Genomic DNA, 20,323 nt, shown 5'->3' with positions numbered 1-20,323 from the left:
AGAAATCCGCCGTTTTTTATTCTAAAGTTTTTTTCACAGATTCCAACCACTCCTCAATGGCCTGTGCCAAAACATATTGCTGTTGTAGAACAGCCCTACCCGTTACTGGAATATCTGTATCGTTTTTTTTCAAATTGATATTATTTTCCAGATATATTTTTAATTGTTTTACACTATTATCAATGTTTTTCAAACACTTTTTTCGGCTTTCCAGCGGTATATTTTCCAAATTGACAATAACCGCATTAAAGTCAAGAAAAATATTAACCGGTTTACAAGAAAGTTCGTCCATTAGTTTTTCAAATTGTTGTTCTCCTTTTTCAGTTAACGAATACACTGCCTTTTCCGGCATCTTTCCCTCTTTCTCAATCCGACTTATAATATACCCCTTTTTCTCCAATTGAATTACTTTTTTATAAATGGATGGTGTACTAATCTTTACCCATTTTGAAATGTTTCGGTATTCTACCAATTTTTGAAGGTCATATGCACCTAAAGGTTGTTTTTTCAATATTCCCAACACAATCAAATCAATAGTTGCCATATTGTTTCCTCCTTTACTATCTTGACAAGCACTATAAATTATAGTATAATACCGCTTGTATTTCAAGTACTATATTTTATAGTACTATAATTTATTTTATTTATCAAATGAAAGGAGAACACTATGGACAACCAAAACAAAAAATTGGAGTTATTAGGAAACGCTCCAATTCCAAAAGCCCTTTTAGCTATGGGTATTCCAACAATGATTGGTATGCTCATTAACGCTTTATACAATCTTGTTGACGCCTATTTTGTAGGCGGATTAGGAGAAAGTCAAATGGCTGCCATCTCGGTTGTATATCCACTCGGTCAAATAGTTGTGGGTTTAGGATTACTTTTTGGTAATGGAGCAGCATCTTACATTTCCCGATTGTTAGGACAACAAAACAAGGAGCAGGCGAATAAAGTGGCAAGCACTGCACTATATAGCAGCCTTATTGTAGGTGCAATTATAATCGTTTTCTCAATCATCTTTTTAAACCCCATCCTAAGACTTTTAGGTGCAACAGAAAGTGTCCTTCCTCATGCAGCTACCTATGCTGGTATTTACATTGTTTCCTGCATTTTTAGTGTTTTTAATGTCACAATGAACAATATCGTGACAAGTGAAGGAGCGGCAAAAACTACAATGTGTGCCTTGTTGTTAGGTGCAGCCCTCAATATCGGTTTAGATCCATTATTCATATACACTTTTAATTTTGGTGTTATGGGAGCTGCTATTGCAACAGCAATTTCACAGATGGTATCTACTCTTGTGTATCTACTCTATATATTCAGACAGAAAAGTACTTTTCAATTCAAAATAAAGGACTATACCTTTTCTAAAGAGATTCTATCTGAAATTTTCAAAATCGGCATTCCGACGCTTGTGTTTCAGCTATTGACAAGTATTTCTATTTCTCTAATAAACAATGCCGCAGGCAATTACAGCGATGCAGCCATAGCAGGAATGGGTGTTGTTACCCGTCTTATATCTATGGGCAGTTTAACAGTATTTGGTTTTATCAAAGGCTTTCAACCGATTGCAGGTTACAGTTATGGGGCGAAAAAATTTGATCGTCTGCATACTGCAATCAAAATCTCCATCTTATGGTCAACCATTTTCTGTATAATCGTAGGTTTATTTTTCAGTCTGTTTTCTACAATTATCGTTTCACAGTTTACAATTGGAAACGTAGAAATGATTAACATAGGAGCTTCCTCTTTAAGAATAAACGGTATTACATTTATGCTGTTTGGATTCTATACGGTATATTCGTCTTTGTTCCTTGCCCTTGGAAAAGGAAAAGAGGGGTTTATTCTTGGAGCTTGCCGACAAGGCATCTGTTTCATCCCTGTTATCTTAATTTTACCACTTGCATGGGGATTAAACGGTATTTTGTATGCACAACCGATTGCCGATATACTTTCTGCCCTTATCACAGTAGTGATGGCAATTCCATTACATAAAAATTTAAGTGTTAAGCGAAAAAACCTATGATCTTCCCCAAAATGGATTGTGATGTAAAAACAAAAATACCCTATTCTAAACCCGGAATTCTCATTTTTTACTTTTATGGATGGATATCTTTTTTTGTCAACACTTTTCAGACTGAGTCTAAATGTAATTTGCGTTTGGATTTTTTTATATAGAAAAATAATTATATTCCTATACATGATTCTAAATCATAAAATAACATATAAACCTTGCTTTATGTTTTGTTTTTTACATTTTATTACTGTTCTATCTAATTAGATCAGCTTGATATTTTTATTGTAAGTCTATTTTAGATTTGTGGATTTTTTGTTATTTTAGTTTTACTTTGTTATAAGCTGAAAACTCTTTAAACATAGATTATATTGTTATTAGTAAACGGATAACATACAAACGAGAAAAACTAGGTTTAAAACAACGTGATGTCTGCGAAATAGCAGATATCAATGATAAAAATTGAAAATACTATTGAAAAAGCTAGTTTATCTGTTTTCAATTTTAGATTATCTTATAAATAGACTACAAGGCGAAAAAACAATTTAATCTGTTGATGATTTATATTCTCAAATGATACAACGTTCCGAAGAGCAGCTCTACTTTATTAAAATGTAAGTATCAGTACTATTAAAAAAACAGGAACTTAATTAGCATCATATTAAATACAGAAGAAATTAGAAAACATTTTGATCAGAGAGAAATTTTAAAACTTTCAAAAATAGCACTATGTTAACTTATCTATCTTTTTTCATCCTTTTCAGCTTGCTTAAAGCTCTCCCTTAGAAATTATTCCATGACGCTTTTTCCATATCCAAAGACATCATATGTAAACACGACATCTATTCAATCGATGCCATGTATTTTTGCATAGGTTCTCAGATATATTGCTTTAACTTTATGAATCGGATTAAAATTACAAAAGGCTGGTTTTTTAACCAGCCTTTTGATAATATCGAAAGAAAAATAGAATAGGAACTATTGATTCGTTATTTTTTCTTACGAGTAAGTAATAATGCTGCACCAGCTAAAGTGATCACTGCTAAGCCCGCAATTGGAGCAAAATCTCCTGTTTTTGCTGCGTTTGCTTTTGGTGTGGTAGATTCTTGTCCTGTTTGTGTACCGTCTACATGATTATTTTCGGCTGGTGTTTCTACTGTTACCAACCCTTTCATTGCTTCTTGTACTCTTGTTGTTGCTGCATCTACTTCCTCTTGGCTTGCGTTTTCATCCGCCATCACTTCGTTCGCTTTTGCTACTGCTGCTTGCAGTATTCCATAGCTTTCTGCTGTGTAGCTGCTTCCATCAATTTCTCCTGCTACCTTTATTACAGTTTCCAAAATTGATTTGTCCGCTTTGAATCGCAGTTGCAACATTCCGCTTAACAGTTCATCGATCGCTGCGTTCACTTCTTCCTGGCTCGCATTGGCATTCTCATAGACTTCCTGTGCTTTTTCTTGAATCCCTGCGAATACTTCCCATGTTGCTGGAGTGTAGTCTTCTTCCTGGTATCCTGCACATTCATCTAACAGTGCTTTTAACTGACTCTTGTCTGCCAGTTTTTCCAATGCCTCATAGGCTGCTTTCAGGTCATTGTATGCTTTGTCAATTTCCTTCTGCATTGCTTCTTCGTCTGCTAATACCGTTTCCGCATTTGCCAATGCTGTTTTGAAGTTTTCTTTCGCCGCTCCATCACGGTACTGGCTCAGGTCGGTATCTTTTACCTGATCATACAGTTCCTGTAAAGCTGTCTTGTCACCTTTTTGGAATCCTAGCTTATGGATTTCTTTCAGCAAGGTTTGCCATGCAGTGTTTACTTCTTCCTGGGTTGCGGATGGATTATTATATACATTCTGTGCTTCTTCCAATGCTTTGTCAAAGCTCTGTTGCACTGATGGAATCGCATTGTTGTATTCATCTGTTCCTTTCAGATGGTTTGCTTCTACGATTACTTTGTCCAGGATGGTTTTATTCGTATCTACAGGTGGTTCTGGTGTTTCGGTTACCACCAATACTGGATGGGTTTCGCCTTGTTCCCAAACGGTTTCTGGATTACCCTGGTTTAGTAAATCAACTAGGCTTCCATCGATGAATTGTTCATTTTCAATGGTTCGGCTGTTTTCAATATTACCAGTATGGCTGGATGCGGTAATGCTAGTGTTTGCGTAACAGTTGATAATAGTACCTTTATTGTTTCCGCTGTCATCCTGATTGTCGCTGACAAATCCGCCAGTACGTCCACCGGTAACAGTAATATCTTTTGCATAGGAATTTTGAATGGTACCATTGCGGTTTAAGCCTAAAAATCCAGCGGCTACACGTCCACCTACACTTACATTGGCATTGATGACATAAGAATTGTCAATCAATCCTCCAGAAAGGGTACCTGCCAAACCTCCCGCACGAAGGTCAGCTACGCCATCATGTGTAATGGTTACGTTTTCGACACCCAAATTTTTTACAGTACCTGTAACAGTACCAAACAAACCAAAGGTTGCGTATTTAGAGGTACCTGGGATGGTGATATTAGATACCACATGGCCGTTTCCGTTAAAGGTACCAGCAAATCCAGCGCCAGAAGTAGTTGAATTGCTAGTGCCAATTGGTGTCCAATTGATGCCAGATAAATCAATATCTGTATTCAATTCCACATATTTATCTTGAAAACTATCACCAGAATTTACAGTATTGGCAAACAGCTTGAATTGATCCAAGCTATTAATTTGATATGGATTGGACTCGCTTCCATCCTGCGCAATAGGAACCAGATTTTCGATTGCGCTGTTTAATAAGTCGGTTGCTTGTTGTACCTGTTCCGCGGTAGCATCTTTGTTATTTTGTACTTCCTGCGCTTTTGCCAAAGCTTCTGTTAAAGCACGGTAAGAATCAGCTGTGTAGAAGAATTCGTTGATATTAGAAGCATTGCTGATCGCTTCTTCCAATTCAGCTTTATTTACAACCGTGCTGGAGAAGCTGTAAGAACCAGATTGCAGTTCAAAGATTGCTTTTCCGTTTTCGGTTCCAATATATTCAATTCCTTCTACTGCCTCTTTTGTAACATCTTTGCCACTTTCATAAATTGCGGTTGCTTTGTCAGAAGGCAAGTAAAGGGTAGCGGTAGTATTTGCTGGAACAATAGCATTGTAGGTAAAGTCATTTCCATCCAGTTTCCATCCACTTTCAATCAAACCATATTGAGAGTTGTAGGAACCATTTGCGTAGGTCATACTGCCACCATATACTGGTTGTAAACTAAAGTGTTTGTATGCAGGGGATGCTGGATCAACTGTGATACCTAGCACGCCACTGTATAGCCATCTGGCAACTGTACCAAATGCAAAATGGTTAAACGAATTCATAGTAGGATTCCCAAAACCGCTTGGGGAATAAGAATCCCAACGTTCCCAGATGGTTGTAGCCCCTTGGGTAACGGGATAAAGGAAGGAAGGAAATTCGGTATCTTCCAATAAGGAATAGGCAATATCTTCATGGCCATACTCACAGAGAACAGGGAGCAAAAATCCGGTAGAGATAAATCCGGTAGAAATTTTGCCATTGTATTTATCGCTTTGGATTACAGCAGCCAATTGGTCCGCTGTTGCCTGTTTCATATCATCTGGAACAACGTCAAATGCAAGGCCAATGACATAAGAGGTTTGTGTGTTGACAATTGTTTGTCCATTTTCTTTTAAGTAGAATTTTGCCCAAGCGTCTTTAAACCCTTGTGCGTATCCAGCAAACCGTTCTGCATCCTCAGTTTTGCCAATTGCGGTTGCCATCTCTGTCATTAAATCACAAACGTATGCACAGAAAGCGGTATCCGTTAACGCAACTGGTGTTTCTTCTTTGTCCAAAGCAAGCCAATCGCCATATTGGGTTTGGGAAGTGCGCAGGTGGTTTTCATCCCTATCTGCATATAGGTATTCGATATAATTTACCATTTTGTCATAGGAACGTTCGATAATTCCAACATCCCCATAACGGATATACATATTATATGGGATGATAACGCCGCCATCAGCCCAGCCGTTATAAGCAGGGTCATTTCTATCATTTGGCGGTGCGCCAGGTGCGCTATTTGGGAATGCTCCATTGTCAAATACACAGTCATTTACTGACATAAGGTACTGGTCAAAAAATGCTTTTACATCCATGTTGTAGCCAGAAGTATCTGAGAACACCTGAGAGTCGCCAGTATAGCCATAACGTTCGTCACGTTGTGGACAGTCGGTTGGAATGGATAAAAAGTTGGATCGCTGTCCCCAGTATACATTCCGTTCCAGACGATTTACCAGTGAATTGGAGGATTCAAAGCTTCCAGTATCCTCCATATCAGAGTACAAAACAATCCCTTTTACGCTAACAATGTCTTCCAGGTCAATCCCACTGATTTCGACATACCGGAATCCATGATAGGTAAAGGAAGGACGGTATGTTTCTGGCCCGCCGCCTTTTGCGGTGTAGTAATCATTTGGTTTCGCGTTTCTCAGGGTTCCCAAGTACAGGGTGCCTGGATCGCCATCCGCATTTGGTTCCCCATTGTTGAGGGCTTCTGCATGGCGCATCATTATTTGAGTGCCAGCCTCAGTATTTACCGTTAATTCTACAACACCGGCAAAGTTTTGGCCAAAGTCAAAAATATGCAGGCCTTCTTTTGGCTCTGTAACAGCAACTGGTTCTAAAATTTCCATTGGTTTAACAGAACCGGAAATCTGTGAAATAATCTGGCCAATCCCCAAAGCTTCCGCTGTGGTTGTGCCAACTTTACTGTAATGATATGGTTTTAAGGTTCTGGTAGCATCGTATACCTCGCCGTTATACATATCATTGCTTAAAATTGGACCATCATCGGTGTATTCCCAACTATCATCCGTTACAATGGTTTGAGTGGAACCATCTGCATAAGTAATGACCATTTTCGCAATAAATGCTTCCTGAACACCTTTAATTTCATATGCGATGGCACCAAGGTACCACCCTTTTCCGATGGTAGCGCTGATGGTGTTTTGTCCATCTTTGATAAGGTCGGTTACATTATATGCCTGGTAAGTGATATGATCTTCATATTGAGTAAATCCAGGGGCAAGCGCTTCATCCCCAGCTTTTTTATCATTAAAGGTCAATTCATATAGCCCTGCCGCAGTGGCGTAAATACGTGCGTTTACCACATTTTCCGCAGTTTGATCCAAGTCGAACTGTTTCCGGAAAATTGGAGCAGCTACCTTACCGGAATAAGTACTTGCTTCGTTTGGAAGGCCAACATTGGAATACCATGGAGCGCTTCCATATGGAACCACTTCGTTTTCATTTGCTCTGTTTGGATATTTCCATATATTGCGGTCGCTGTCATCATAAGAAATAGAGGTATAATCCTCTGTAATATTAGTAGAATTACTAGCCAGCCATGTTTCATCTGTGACAAAAATGTCATGGGTACCATCGGTATAAGTCAGTACGATTTTAGCAACCAAACCGCCATCTCCAACTTGCTTGTTGACAATAGATGCAGTAAAAATATTTTCGCCATTCGGGTTGATCATATCGGTCAAATAGATTACCCGGCCGGTTCTCCAGATATCCCCTTCGTTTGGAATATCCGCAATCTGTGTCCCATTAAAGTGGGCAACGCCATAATCGTCAGCAGTAAAAGCAACATAAGCGTTTTCCAGGGTTTTATTGGCATCTGGCTGGAATTTGAATCGGAAATAAGCGGTTTCTGGCTGAGCTTTTGTACTGCCTGCCCAAATCCAGTTCGCTCCATCCAAGGTCACCAAATCTTTTGGGTAAGGGTAGGTTCCACCACGTACAATCCAATCCGCATCGTCAAATCCACCTGATAACACGCCCATTTCAAAAGTAGCAGCATCAGAAACCACCTGTTTTCCGTCTTTATCCCAGATGGTTACTTTCCAATAATAGGTGGTGTATGCTTCCAGAGGATCCCCTGCATAGGTAATGCCAATAGAAACATCTCCTGTTTGTTTTTGAGAATCCCAAACAACATTTTGGAAATTATCGTCTTTGGCAACAACCACTTGGTAAGCGGTTTGTTTTTGTCCTCTGATTGTGGAACTCATTTTCCAACTAAAAATAGGGTTTGGGGTATCAATCCCCATGGGATTCTCCAAATCATTGGTTTTCATCCCCACAATTTGTGTTTCCTGCTCCGATGCAGCAAAACTGTTGATTGGCATAATCATAGTAAACACCATTGCGATTGCCAGCACCAGTGCTAAAATTTTGTTTCTTTTCAACTCTTTTACCTCCATGAGATGATATTAGAGGCTTTCTACACGAAAGCACCATTATTTTTTGTTGTAATGAATTGTCCTCCTTGTGTATCCTAGATTCGGGCAAAATAACCCTATATACAATAACTATTATAATAAAATTTTTGTTAAAATAATATTCATAAACACAACAAAAAAACAAGATTAAATTTGTATAATTATTAAATAATAGAGGTAAAAAGGAACAAATCCTCCTTATCTATTATAATTGTTATAGTCATGACTCTGGGGAGTACTCCCACACCCTTAAGAGGTATTACTATGCGCCGCATACAAATTTTATGTAATGAAGATCGCATACCGGGCGCGATAAAAATCGGACGCACTTGGGCAATCCCTGATGATGAGCCGAAACCGGCAGATGCTCGAATTAAAAGTGGAAGGTATATCAAGACTTCCACTGAAAACGAAAAGAAAGCCACATTTTTATACCAGTACCTCCTACAATAATGGGATAAGTCGGCACAGAGAGTTAAGTTCTTCCAATACGGGAAAGGTCATTTGCGATAATAGCTGTATGGAGGTTTATTATGCCTACATTGAATAAAATATTTGACAAGTGCGGCGTTGCGCTGTATCAAAACGAAAGTCTTGATCATTATTATCAAGAACCGTATCAGGACGAGGGTGATGAAATCAAAGTAATCGGAGAACCGTTTGAAACGGACAAGTCAAAGAAAATACGAAAATATGACCTCTATGTAGAAGATCGCACTTTCTCTAATTTTTTATTCTTCATGGATGGTTCTAGACGGACATATAAAATTGGCGATATTGTGATTGAGGGCAAGAAAATTTATCCAGTAGTCGTTGCTCAAATCAGAGCTGGCTGTACTGAAAGAGGCAGTGAGAAAAAGCTCCACTCACATCAGGCAATACAGCGAAAGAATCTTTTACTATTAAGCGACAAAGTCAACACGGTAGATTTCAAAGAAATCCAACAGCGTATTACCAGAACAAAGGTCGCACAAGAAATGTTTCTGGAAGTGGTCGAGTATCGCTTTGAGCCGGAAAAACATAATATTCTTGTTAATGCTGCAATCGCAAAAGCCAACACTATGATGCATGATATGGAAATAGAAATTCTGTCAAATATGGTCAAATCTGGAGTGTTGGACACTGACCGCATGCTAGTGGTAGACGGACCGCTTCAATTTCTCCGTCAAGACACAGGAAAAACCGAGTTTGCTGATCTGTTTTACAATGTAATAGGTGTTTCAAAGAGTTTCAATCCTATGCTCCCCACATCCAGCAAATCCAAACGCGGAGGAACACAAATAGGCGCAGAACTTTTGAAACTTGAATATGGTGAACGTACCCCGGTGTTTTTGAAAGAAAATGACCGTGGCAGGCGATTTGGGGTATGGTATCTAAGAATACGTCCCAAAAACAAAGTTTCAAATCCTCTCGAAGGAATAATCAAAATTGAGAAAATGGTGTTAGAGGATTATTACGACAGTGGAATTCCAACAGATGTTGTCGATACAATTTCTTTATCATTGCTCAATGAAGGTTCACCAACTTGTTATGGGCGCGATGAACGGTGGGCAAGTCATCTATACCCGGTATATCTGACAGAAACACTTATCAAGTCCACATTTGAAAGCGACCTGGTGTTTATCAATAATTTTAAACGAGATTTTCGATAATAAGAGGAGATAGAAAAATGAGTACAAGAAAGCTGATTGGCAAGGTATCTGCCACAGAAAAGAATCCTTCATCCTGCGATGAGTTCCAATTTTGGCTGTCTGATGATACAATTCTGAGTCCGTTCGACATTGTCCTTGTACATAACAAAACGGACGATTCGATCACATATGGCGTTGTTCAAGATATTTTCCATATTACAGATGGTACAGGTCATATCAGCAATTACGTTTCCTCCGATTTTGGCAATGTGGATATTGCTCCTATGACAAGACGTCTGTCTCTTTCCTATGCCAAAGTGTCGGTCATTCATAACACCAAAGAAAACTTCATGCCGGTATTCAAAGGATCTGCTGTATATACGGCGTTTGAAATGAAAACCCTGGCAGATGCTGGAAGAGTTGGAACCGAAGCGTATTCTATCAGTGCTGACTTTAAAATGGAAGGGACACGGGAAACAAATGGAAACGTCCATGACGGCATTTACTATGTTTTTGGTGCGACCAGTGCGGCAGAAACTGATTTTTATCAGGCATTCATTGATTTTAGTTCTTTCCTAAATGGAACAAACGCTCCTAAAATGACCGTCACAAAAGGCAGCGAACCAAACGTTCCTATCTTAGAGGTAGATTTATCTAACCTGATTACAACTGAGAACTATAAAGACACACATAATTTTAAAATTGATGTAATCAGTGCAAATAAAATCAACTATTATCTGGATGGACAGATGATTGGCTCCACTACTACAATCGACGCTACTATGGAAAATGCTACTTTTGGCTTTAAAATTACCGGAAACACTAATGATGCTATGTTGTTGCCAATTACAAAAGCTGAGGTTACTAATCTCTGTGTTCAAACAGGCGATAGAATATTGTGCGATAATGATGATCTCAAGAACATCAATACTACTGTTACAAACGCCAGCAGTAGAGGGTATACCATTAAAGATGATGTATATTATCCATCCGTAGCTAGTAAAGAATACCCTGCTTATTTATACGGAGTAAATACTTACACCGAAAATAGATATCGAATTATTTTGCCGCATACTGGTCAGATTGTTCCATATATTAAACTTGGAGGAAACACCGAAGCAGGTAAATTGATTGAAATGTGGACAAATACCAATTACTTTGGTGGGCAACGATCAGAATATGTAACAAAAGCCGGCGAGCAGGAATATGAAGCAAAAGGCTGGATCAACGGCGATCAGCTTTTCTTTAAAGTTCCATTTGGTGTAGAAATTATCGCAGCAGGATACCGGGAAACAGGCTATGATGTAACAACTGGTGCGGAAGTTGGTCAAGATACTGATTTTATCGGTTACTTTGACAGTGTTATCGATGAAAATGATTCTTCCGTATCACAATTTACTGGTGGTCATACTTGGTCCGAAGATGAAGCAAACACAGATAATAACTTCTACGATGAACTCTGGAAAAAATCTGTACGAACCGTATATGAAACCATCCGTGACCAGTATATGGACTGTGCCGCTCAGGAACGAGCACAATATATTGGAGATGCTGTAAACGAGATGGAAGAAGGTTTCTATTCTATAGGACCAGAATTAAACGATCTAAGCAAAAAAGCTCTTTATAATATTGTGGATTATCAATTCTCCAAACCTGGTACAGATGGCAGAGAAACTGATTATTTCACAAGTAACGTCCGACCAGGAAGACAAACCCAGGAAATTATTGTACAGTCTTTAGCAACAGCACACGCTGCTTATAACTATTATTTATTTACAGGAGATCAGGAAGTTCCTGGCTATACTTATCAAAGATTATTTAATATCCTTACCATGCACGACATGGAAACAGAAGGTGAATATGCAGGTCTTGTAAAAATCCGTACCAAAAATATGGGCGGCTGGGGTGCCACATGGCTTGACTGGGGTAATAACCAGGATACCTTGTTAACTCACAATGTTTGGTGGTACACTTCTGCGAAAGCTGTCCGCCAATTGGCAGACGCAGAAGGTTCTGGAGCAACCCAGGAACAAAAAGATTGGTTGGATAGCCGCATGAAGAGTATAGAAGATAATTTCTATAAATTCTGGAATGAGGATTTACAGGCATATGCAGTGCCTTGGAGTGAATCTTCCTGGACAAACGCTACCCCTTTGGAAAATGGTTCCCATGTTGTAGATGATAGAATGAATGCACTTGGTGTTATTTGCGGATTAATTCCGGAAGAAAAATATCCAGCCATGCGGAATGTATTTATGGGCACAGAGAATTCTCCAGCCTATGAAAACGCAAGCATTTATATGGAAAAATACGTAATTGAAGCACTTTATAAAATGGGTTATGCTGAAGACGCTATGCAGCGTTCTGCAAAACGTCATATGGATATGGTCAACGAAAAAGAAATTTCCGCCATGCCAGAACATTGGGATTATAGAACCAATGGTTCCGTAGGTCATGGATGGTCTGGAGGCGGTATGATCGCTATGTCCCGTTATGCAGCCGGTATTGAACCAACTGAACCAGGATATGTAGCTTGGCATGTAATCCCTCAAATGGGCAACTACCATTCCATTGATACCCGTGTACCATCTGAAATCGGTAATATTGATGTAACTATCAATAAGACAGATACTACTTTGGACATGACAGTGGTTTCCCCGGGAAACAACGCAGAAATTTGGGTCCCAGTAGAAGACGGTCAGCAGGTTGTAACAGCGAGTAACGCAGTATTCAAAGGAATCGAAGAAGCTTATCAGAAAACTTATGCTGTTTATGAAATTTCTGAAGCAGGAAGTTATATCTTTACGGCTTCTGAAACCAATAAGGATATTCTGGATTCTATCATTGAATACGCAGAGAAGGCCAAAGCAAGCGGAGAATATGACAATGCCATTGAAAGTGTACAGAAATCCTTTGATACAGCACTGGAAAATGCGAAAACAGTAGCGGAAAATGAAAATGCAAGTCAAGAAGAAATTGATCAAGCATGGAAAACACTGCTGAATGAAATCCACAAATTAGGATTTGTAGCTGGTGATAAAGACAGCTTAGCTAGTTTAATTGAAGCAGCGGAAAAAATTGACCTGAGTAAATATGTAGAAGCAGGAAAAGTAGAATTTACTATAGCCTTGGAAGCAGCAGTAGCAGTATATGAAGATGGCGACGCTATGCAAGCAGAAGTAAATGAAGCAGCAGATAACCTGTTAAATGCAATGCTGAACCTGAGATTCAAAGCGGATAAGTCTGTTTTAGAAGATGTTCTTGCGGAAGCAGGCAAAGTGGATACGAACGCATATACAGCGGAGAGCTATGCGGCACTGACAGCGGCGGTAGCAGAAGCAAATGCGATCATGAAAAATGAAAACGCAAGCCAGGAAGAAGTAGAGGCAGCAGTAACAAACGTACAAGCTGCAATGGATCAGTTAGTAGCAGTAGATGGAAGTGTTTCAGAAGAAACAACACCGTCCACTGATGATACAGCTACTCAAACTGGACAGAAATCAACCACCCCAAAAGCAAACGCGGCGAAAACAGGCGACTTCGCACCAATTGCAGGATTGGCAGCGATCAGTCTGGCAGGCATAGCACTGTGGATCACCCGTAAGAAAAAATAATCAATTGTAAATTTCTTTTTCTCTCATATAAAAAACACCAGCTTTTCTATTAGAAAGGCTGGTGTTTTTTTATATGAGAGATTATAATTGTTACAATTAAATAGAGAAAAATATAGCTGAAGATTATATGGTATTAAATTTTTTTAACGTAGTATGTTTCTTTCGATATTCTGCAGGGGTAATGCCGCAATATTGTTTAAAAATTTTTTCAAAATAGCTTCGTTCATGGTAGCCTAGTTTATCTGCAATTTCCTCAATCGAAAGATTCGTATAGGATAGTAGATAGTAGGAATTTTTCAATCGGATACTCCGTAAAATATCTGAAAAAGTCCGTCCAGTCTGTTTTTTAATATATTTACTCATAGATGTTGTCGTATAATGGAAATGATCTGACATATCTTGTAAAGTTACAGTTTTATAATGTTGTGAAATATACTCTATCAAACTAGAAAATTCTAAATTTTTATCAGGTGACGTTTGTGTAAGAAAATCTTGGTATTGTTCCGCCAGCTCATATAGTAAACAGATGAAATTCGCTTTTTTTACCTGTTGTTTTTTAACCGGGTTTTGGACACATTCCACAATCAGTTTTCTTAAATAAAATTCACAATCTGTATCGGTTAAAATATCAAAAATGTAAAATTTGGATTTGTTTTTTCGGTTATAGATAGAATCTAAGAAAAATCCTAAAAAACTGTCGTTTTCACTCATTAGTTGAACAAAAACTTCATCAAATAATTTTGTGCTTATCAAAATATTTAGGATACTAGAATTAGGATAAACATACATAGTATGCAAAGTATTTGTATTCATCATGCATAGTTGGTTTTGATAAAAGGTATGTTCTACCCCATCTAAAAAACATTGGCAGCTTCCTTGATATACATAGATTAACTCAAAATATTCATGGCAATGGTACAGTAAATTTCCATTAGAAGAAAATTTTTGTGCTCGATAAAAATCAGGCATTATTTTAATATTCTGATTGAAATTATTATGGTTAGAGAACAGTATTTTTTCCTGATATACTACATATTTTAGATTTTGTCTATTTTTTAAAACTGGTAGGGATAAATTCAAATTTTTAAAATGTTTTTGGTTGTGAATAGACTTTATAAACTGCTCCATAAATTGCTGTATGATCTGATGATATTGTTTCATAATAATTCCTTCTAAATCAAAATTTGTTGAAATAAACTAATTTTATTTATGTTTTATTTTATATTATAACAACAAGAAGCAAAAAAGTATATATAACCAGACAAAAATTTATCTACCATAAAAGAAAAAAATTTTTTATACTTTAGATATCATTTAAATTCAAGGAGGAAATAAAATGAAACAAACTAGAAAACATAAGGTGGTTGCTTGTATGTTAGCCGCCCTCATAGCTGTCAGTGCAGGATCATATTCTATGACTGCATTGGCGCAAACAGATTCAAGTGGAACCAATACATTATCAAATGAATTTAAAAATGTTCCAAAAGAAGCAAAATCCAGAATCCGTTATTGGGTTCCACAAGCTGCTATGGATGATAGTGATATAAAGAAAGATATCAAAAATATTGCAGATATGGGATATGGTGAGATTGAAGTAGTAGCTATTACGGTTTTTGGAAATATAGGTGAAGAGAATAGTTGGGGCACAGATAATTGGAACCATAAGATGAAAACTGTTTTACAAGCAGCAAAAGAATATGGCATTACGGTCGATTTTACCAATGGACCAGCATGGCCAATTGCAATGCCAAATATCTTTAGCGCCGATGATGAAGCGGCGTTATATGAGATGACTTATGGCACTATAGATATTGAAGGAGGAACGACTTATCAAGGAATTGTTCCAGAACGGACTACCATCCGGCAAGAGGGCACAACCAAATTAAACGCTGTATTGGCTTACCGAAAAACAGCGGATAAAACAATTGATTTTAACAGTAGGATAGATTTAACTGACCAGGTTGTACTGGACCAAGAAAATCAGGCGAACAGTACTATCACCTTTACCGCTCCAAATGACGGAGATTGGGTGTTGTTCAGCTTTTTTGAACAGCCTGCTACACAAAAAACTTCCGGTTATTATGTCATTGATCATATTGGATTAGCAGGAGCACAGGCAGCAATTGATTTTTGGGAAAACAATCTGATTCCAGAAATCAAAGACTATTTGGATGTAGTAGATTCTATTTTCTGTGATTCTCTAGAATATAATGTAGCGATGGAGTGGACAAGAGGATTTGAGGATATTTTCTATCAACAAAAAGGATATGATATTACTCCATATCTACCTGTAATTGGACAAACGGGAACATACCCAACAACTAATATTGCGGGTTACCAATTTAGTGATAATAAATTAACAGAGCAAGTAAAAAACGATTATTTAGAAGTGGTTTCCTATTGCTATAATGAGTACCATTTAAAACCAATGCAGCAGATGGCAGAAAAATATGGCTTAAACTTGCGTTATCAGGTGGGATATAATAAACCATTTGAAGTGGAATCTGCCGCATTATATACCGGAATTCCAGAGGGAGAGGCCCTTGGAAGAAAATCAATTGATAATTTGCGTGCTATGTCAGGGGCAGTTCACATGGGAGATAAACCACAGTATTCTTTTGAGGGTGCAGCAGAAGGTGGAAACTGTTATGGTCAAACTTGGGAAGATTTGATGTGGTGGCTCAAACGCAGTTGGGCTGGTGGTGTTAATATGCAAACATTACATGGAGCAGGATATTCTGGAGGATATCATGGAACAGGGAATCAAAATGGAAATGTTCCAGGTAAAAAATGGCCAGCATTTGCTTTGTTTGGTGGTGTTGTATCAAATGTTTGGAACTGTGTTACGTCCTCAGAACAATCTTCTTATTATGTTGACTATATGGGACGTCATAATTATATTTTACAAAAAACTGCAAAAATGGATGTAGCTGTTTACCGCAATGAATATTTAAACGATGGCGTTGGAGGAGATGGCAGCTATATTTATCCAGATGATGGCATACTAAACAGTTATGGATATAGCTATGAATTTGTTTCTCCTACTTTGTTGGATTTGGAAAACGCTATGATCACCAATGGATATCTGGATGAAGAAGGTCCAGCTTATAAAGCAATGGTCATCCATAACCAGAAAGGGATGCCGGAAGAAACAGCGGAAAAATTGCTTTCTATGGTAGAACAGGGATTCAAACTAGTATTTGTAGGGGAGACTCCATCCCAGGAAATGTATTATGAGGATGTGCTATCTGGAAATAGCGACGAAAAGCTGCAACAGATAATACAACAAATATTAAATCATAAAAATGTCATTCATGTGGACAACTATGACCAGGTACCACAGGCATTAGAACAGTTAGGAGTTCAGCCAGATGCGGATTATGAAACTCCAGCCGATGTATTGTCTATGCACACAACGGATGAAAATATAGATTATTACTACCTCTATAATTACAATAAAGTTCCTTATGACCAAGGTGCTTCTCAGGATACCTCAGCAGATGCTTCCTATCCTGGAATTGATAAAGAAAAATATTTTAAAGATAAGACGGTAAACCTTACTTTGGAAGGAGAAGGAAAACCATATTTGCTCAACGCCTGGACAGGTGAAATCATCCCGATTGCAGAATATAAATTAGAAAATGGCAAAGTAAATCTCACTTTAGATTTTAAAGGTGACGAGGAATTGATGATTGCTATTTTAGACGACCAAACCGCAATTCAAAATGGAATCCAGCCAATGGATACCTATGTGGAATCTTCACAAACCCAGTCTGGAAATCTGGAATATGTAGACGGAAATCTGGTATTCAAATCCACAGAGCCAGGAGAATATCAATTCCAATTAAACAATGGAACCGTTATAATAAATACCCCAGAAGTACAAGGTAGTTTACCAATTGAAAACTGGAACCTAAAAGTCAATTATATAACAGCACCGGAAAATGGAAGTACCTCCTATTATGATTCGGTATGGAAAGAATCAGAAATCATTCAATTAGACCAGTTAAAATCCTGGAGCGAAATCAAAGGAATTGAAACAGCTTCTGGAGTTGGAACCTATATGGCAACATTCAACCTAGAAAAAGGCTGGGCAGAAGGATATGGTGCTACCATAGATTTAGGCGATGTAGAGGATAGCTTTACTATAACAGTAAATGGAACAGAAGTTCCATTCCCGAATCAGTTGGATACTGTAGTAGATATTGGACCATATGTAAAATCTGGAGAAAATACAATTGAAATAGAAGTAGCATCTACATTATACAATACAGTGAATAACAAAGCAGAAAAAATATCTGGCTTATTAGGAAATGAAGGCATTGTTAGTGTAAGACCATATGCCTGTGTAGAAATAGAAGAAACAGCGGATAAAGGTATCTTAAATTCTGTGATTGCATACGCAGAGAATGCGAAATCAAGCGGGGAATATGACAACGCCATTGAAAGCGTACAAAAATCCTTTGACGCAGCGCTGATAAACGCCAAAGCAATAGCAGAAAATAATGGGGCAACCCAAGCAGAAGTAGATGTGGCATGGCAGACACTGCTGAATGAAATCCACAAATTAGGCTTTATCGCAGGAGATAAAACAGAATTAGCAAGCTTAATCGCAGCGGCGGAAGAAATCAATGGAGAATTAGACCGTTATGTAGAAGCAGGCAAAGCGGAATTCACCGCAACACTGGAAACAGCACAAACAGTATACAAGAATGGCGACGCAATGCAGGCAGAAATCAATGAAGTAGCGGATGATTTGTTAAATGCAATGTTGAACTTGCGGTTTAAAGCGGATAAAAGTATTCTGGAAGAAGTAATAGTAGAGGCAAACAAGATTGATGCATCTGCATATACAACAGAAAGTTACGCAGCACTGACAGGAGCAGTAAATGAAGCAAAAGTGGTACTGGGAAATGAAAACGCAAGCCAGAAAGAGGTAGACGCAGCAGTAACTAATATACAGAGTGCAATGGATAGCTTAGTAGCAGTAGAAGGTATAAAAGAAATACCATCTACAGAAGAAAATACTACCCAAACAGGGCAGGAAATGACAACTACCAAAGCGAATGCAGCGAAAACAGGCGATGTTGTTCCAATTGTAGGCTTGACAACAATCATATTAGCAGGAACAGCATTATTATTTGCCCGTAAAAAAAGATAGATGATTGTAAATTTCATTTATTTATTATAAAAACATCTCCAGCTTTCAATGAAAGTTGGAGACGTTTTGTTTTTTTCTGTATATGTAAATTAAATTTAATAAAAAGCCATGTCTTATTTCTATATATTATAAATCAAATAAAAGGTAAATAAATAACTTTTGAATAGAAAACCACATTAGTAGTTATGAGTTCTTAGTAGCGTTCTCTCCTTTATATTGTTTGCGATATTCTGCAGGGGATAACAAAAATTTGGATTTAAAAAGTTTATAAAAATAACTTGCGTCATTAAACCCTACCAATGATATAATTTCTGAGATAGGAAGATCGTTGGATTCAAGGTACTGTTTTGCCTTATTTAACTTAAATTCTTTTATAATTTCCACATAATTTTTGTTTGTATGCTTTTTGATCATGCGAGAAACATAGCTGGGGGAGTAACCAAATTTTTCTGCAATGGAATCCAATGTTGCGGTAGAAGAATGTTGATTCATATATGCAATAATATCTGCTACTGTACGGTTTTTTTGTTCACCATTTATGGTATTCGCGTTATTTTTATAATACATCCTAGTAAGCTCAGCAAATAAGTAAATTAGCATGGATTCGATTACCTTTTGAAAACAAACATTTTTATTAATATATTCCATAATGATGGTCTCCATAATAATAGCAATTTTACTTTCTGGATCATAAGGAAAATACAAATAATCGTTTGCTTTATTAATCTGATACATATAGTCAATAATAAAATTAGAAAAAAGGTGGTTGTCAGAAAGCAACGTCAACATGGAGTTTTCTAAGATAGGGATCGGTATCTTTATATTAAACATACAATCTTGATCATTTAGTGTATATGGGCAATGCAAAGTATTTGGATTAAGCAGCAAAATATCTCCTTGTTTCATTTCAATCCGTTTATTTTCAAATAAATTTACATTACCACCCTGATAGATATAAACTAATTCATAATAATCATGACGGTGCAGATATCCTCTTTGGTCAAATTCAGAAGGAAGTTTATGTAGAGAGATTTCTATTGTATCTTTATAATAAGAATGAACAACCCAAAATCCATATTTGTTGACAGTCTCTACAATATATTCTTCTAATTTTGGCCTTCTAGACTTATCAAACTTTTTTTCTTTATCACGATGGATTTTAATATATTCATTGATTGAATAGATTTTTTCCTTTTTTTCCATACGAATGCCCTTTCTTCTCAATTGTTTTCATATTAAATAGTACCGTGTCTGGAAGGACTTGTCAAGCTTTGTAAGAGAAGAAAGATAGCAAAGGACAAAAAATTACCAGTATTTAGTTCATAAATGCCCATTGTAGCAAAAATGGATAAATGTTATAGTATTAATTGCAAACACAAAATATATTTTATATATTTTGTCGGAGTTTCCTGTTATATCATTAAAATATAATAGGGTTATCATTTTCTTTGTATAGTGGAAAAATAAAGTGATTGCTATAGTTATAGTTGGGCAGCATGTTTGGCGTAATTGGCTAAAAAAACCATTCTATTTTTAGTAAGATTTTTTTGTTGTAAAGCCATCATTCAAGCAATCCGAATTTTGTCCTCTTTACAAACTATCCATTTCTAAAGGAG

At 37.3% G+C, this 20,323-nt stretch carries 8 protein-coding genes; 4 read left to right on the top strand and 4 right to left on the bottom strand.

Features of this window, described 5'->3' with window-relative positions; all coding sequences use genetic code 11:
* Positions 1–16 precede the first annotated feature (16 nt).
* A complete protein-coding gene (locus H8Z77_RS05465) occupies positions 17–544 on the bottom strand; it encodes a PadR family transcriptional regulator (protein WP_186996408.1) in 528 nt (175 codons plus the stop codon).
* 123 nt (positions 545–667) lie between these two features.
* On the opposite strand from H8Z77_RS05465, the gene H8Z77_RS05460 reads away from it, so the two are divergent.
* Complete coding sequence (locus H8Z77_RS05460) at positions 668–2,026, top strand: MATE family efflux transporter (RefSeq protein ID WP_186996407.1); 1,359 nt, start codon at positions 668–670, stop codon at positions 2,024–2,026.
* A 977-nt stretch (positions 2,027–3,003) separates the two neighbouring features.
* Here the strand turns inward: H8Z77_RS05460 and H8Z77_RS05455 are convergent.
* The gene (locus H8Z77_RS05455) at positions 3,004–8,268 is read right to left on the bottom strand and encodes a family 78 glycoside hydrolase catalytic domain (RefSeq protein WP_186996406.1); all 5,265 of its coding nucleotides are present in this window, start codon (positions 8,266–8,268) and stop codon (positions 3,004–3,006) included.
* Between the two features lie 566 nt (positions 8,269–8,834).
* On the opposite strand from H8Z77_RS05455, the gene H8Z77_RS05450 reads away from it, so the two are divergent.
* Complete coding sequence (locus tag H8Z77_RS05450; RefSeq protein WP_186996405.1) at positions 8,835–9,953, top strand: hypothetical protein; 1,119 nt, start codon at positions 8,835–8,837, stop codon at positions 9,951–9,953.
* Positions 9,954–9,970: 17 nt separating this feature from the next.
* Positions 9,971–13,546, top strand: a complete 3,576-nt coding sequence (locus tag H8Z77_RS05445) for an alpha-L-rhamnosidase C-terminal domain-containing protein (RefSeq protein ID WP_186996404.1) — start codon at positions 9,971–9,973, stop codon at positions 13,544–13,546.
* A 123-nt stretch (positions 13,547–13,669) separates the two neighbouring features.
* Here the strand turns inward: H8Z77_RS05445 and H8Z77_RS05440 are convergent, their stop codons facing one another.
* Positions 13,670–14,707 carry an AraC family transcriptional regulator gene (locus H8Z77_RS05440; protein WP_186996403.1) on the bottom strand — a complete coding sequence of 346 codons (1,038 nt, stop codon included), beginning with the start codon at positions 14,705–14,707 and terminating at the stop codon, positions 13,670–13,672.
* A 175-nt stretch (positions 14,708–14,882) separates the two neighbouring features.
* Here H8Z77_RS05440 and H8Z77_RS05435 point away from each other — a divergent pair, with 175 nt between their 5' ends.
* On the top strand, positions 14,883–18,707 hold the full coding sequence (locus tag H8Z77_RS05435) for a glycosyl hydrolase (RefSeq protein ID WP_186996402.1): 3,825 nt from the start codon (positions 14,883–14,885) through the stop codon (positions 18,705–18,707).
* A 183-nt stretch (positions 18,708–18,890) separates the two neighbouring features.
* Here the strand turns inward: H8Z77_RS05435 and H8Z77_RS05430 are convergent, their stop codons facing one another.
* The gene (locus H8Z77_RS05430; RefSeq protein WP_069989160.1) at positions 18,891–19,910 is read right to left on the bottom strand and encodes an AraC family transcriptional regulator; all 1,020 of its coding nucleotides are present in this window, start codon (positions 19,908–19,910) and stop codon (positions 18,891–18,893) included.
* Between the last annotated feature and the right edge of the window lie 413 nt (positions 19,911–20,323).

Source organism: Clostridium facile (genome assembly GCF_014297275.1).
GTDB lineage: Bacteria > Bacillota > Clostridia > Oscillospirales > Ruminococcaceae > Massilioclostridium > Massilioclostridium facile.
This window is presented reverse-complemented; position numbering and strand designations above follow the sequence as displayed.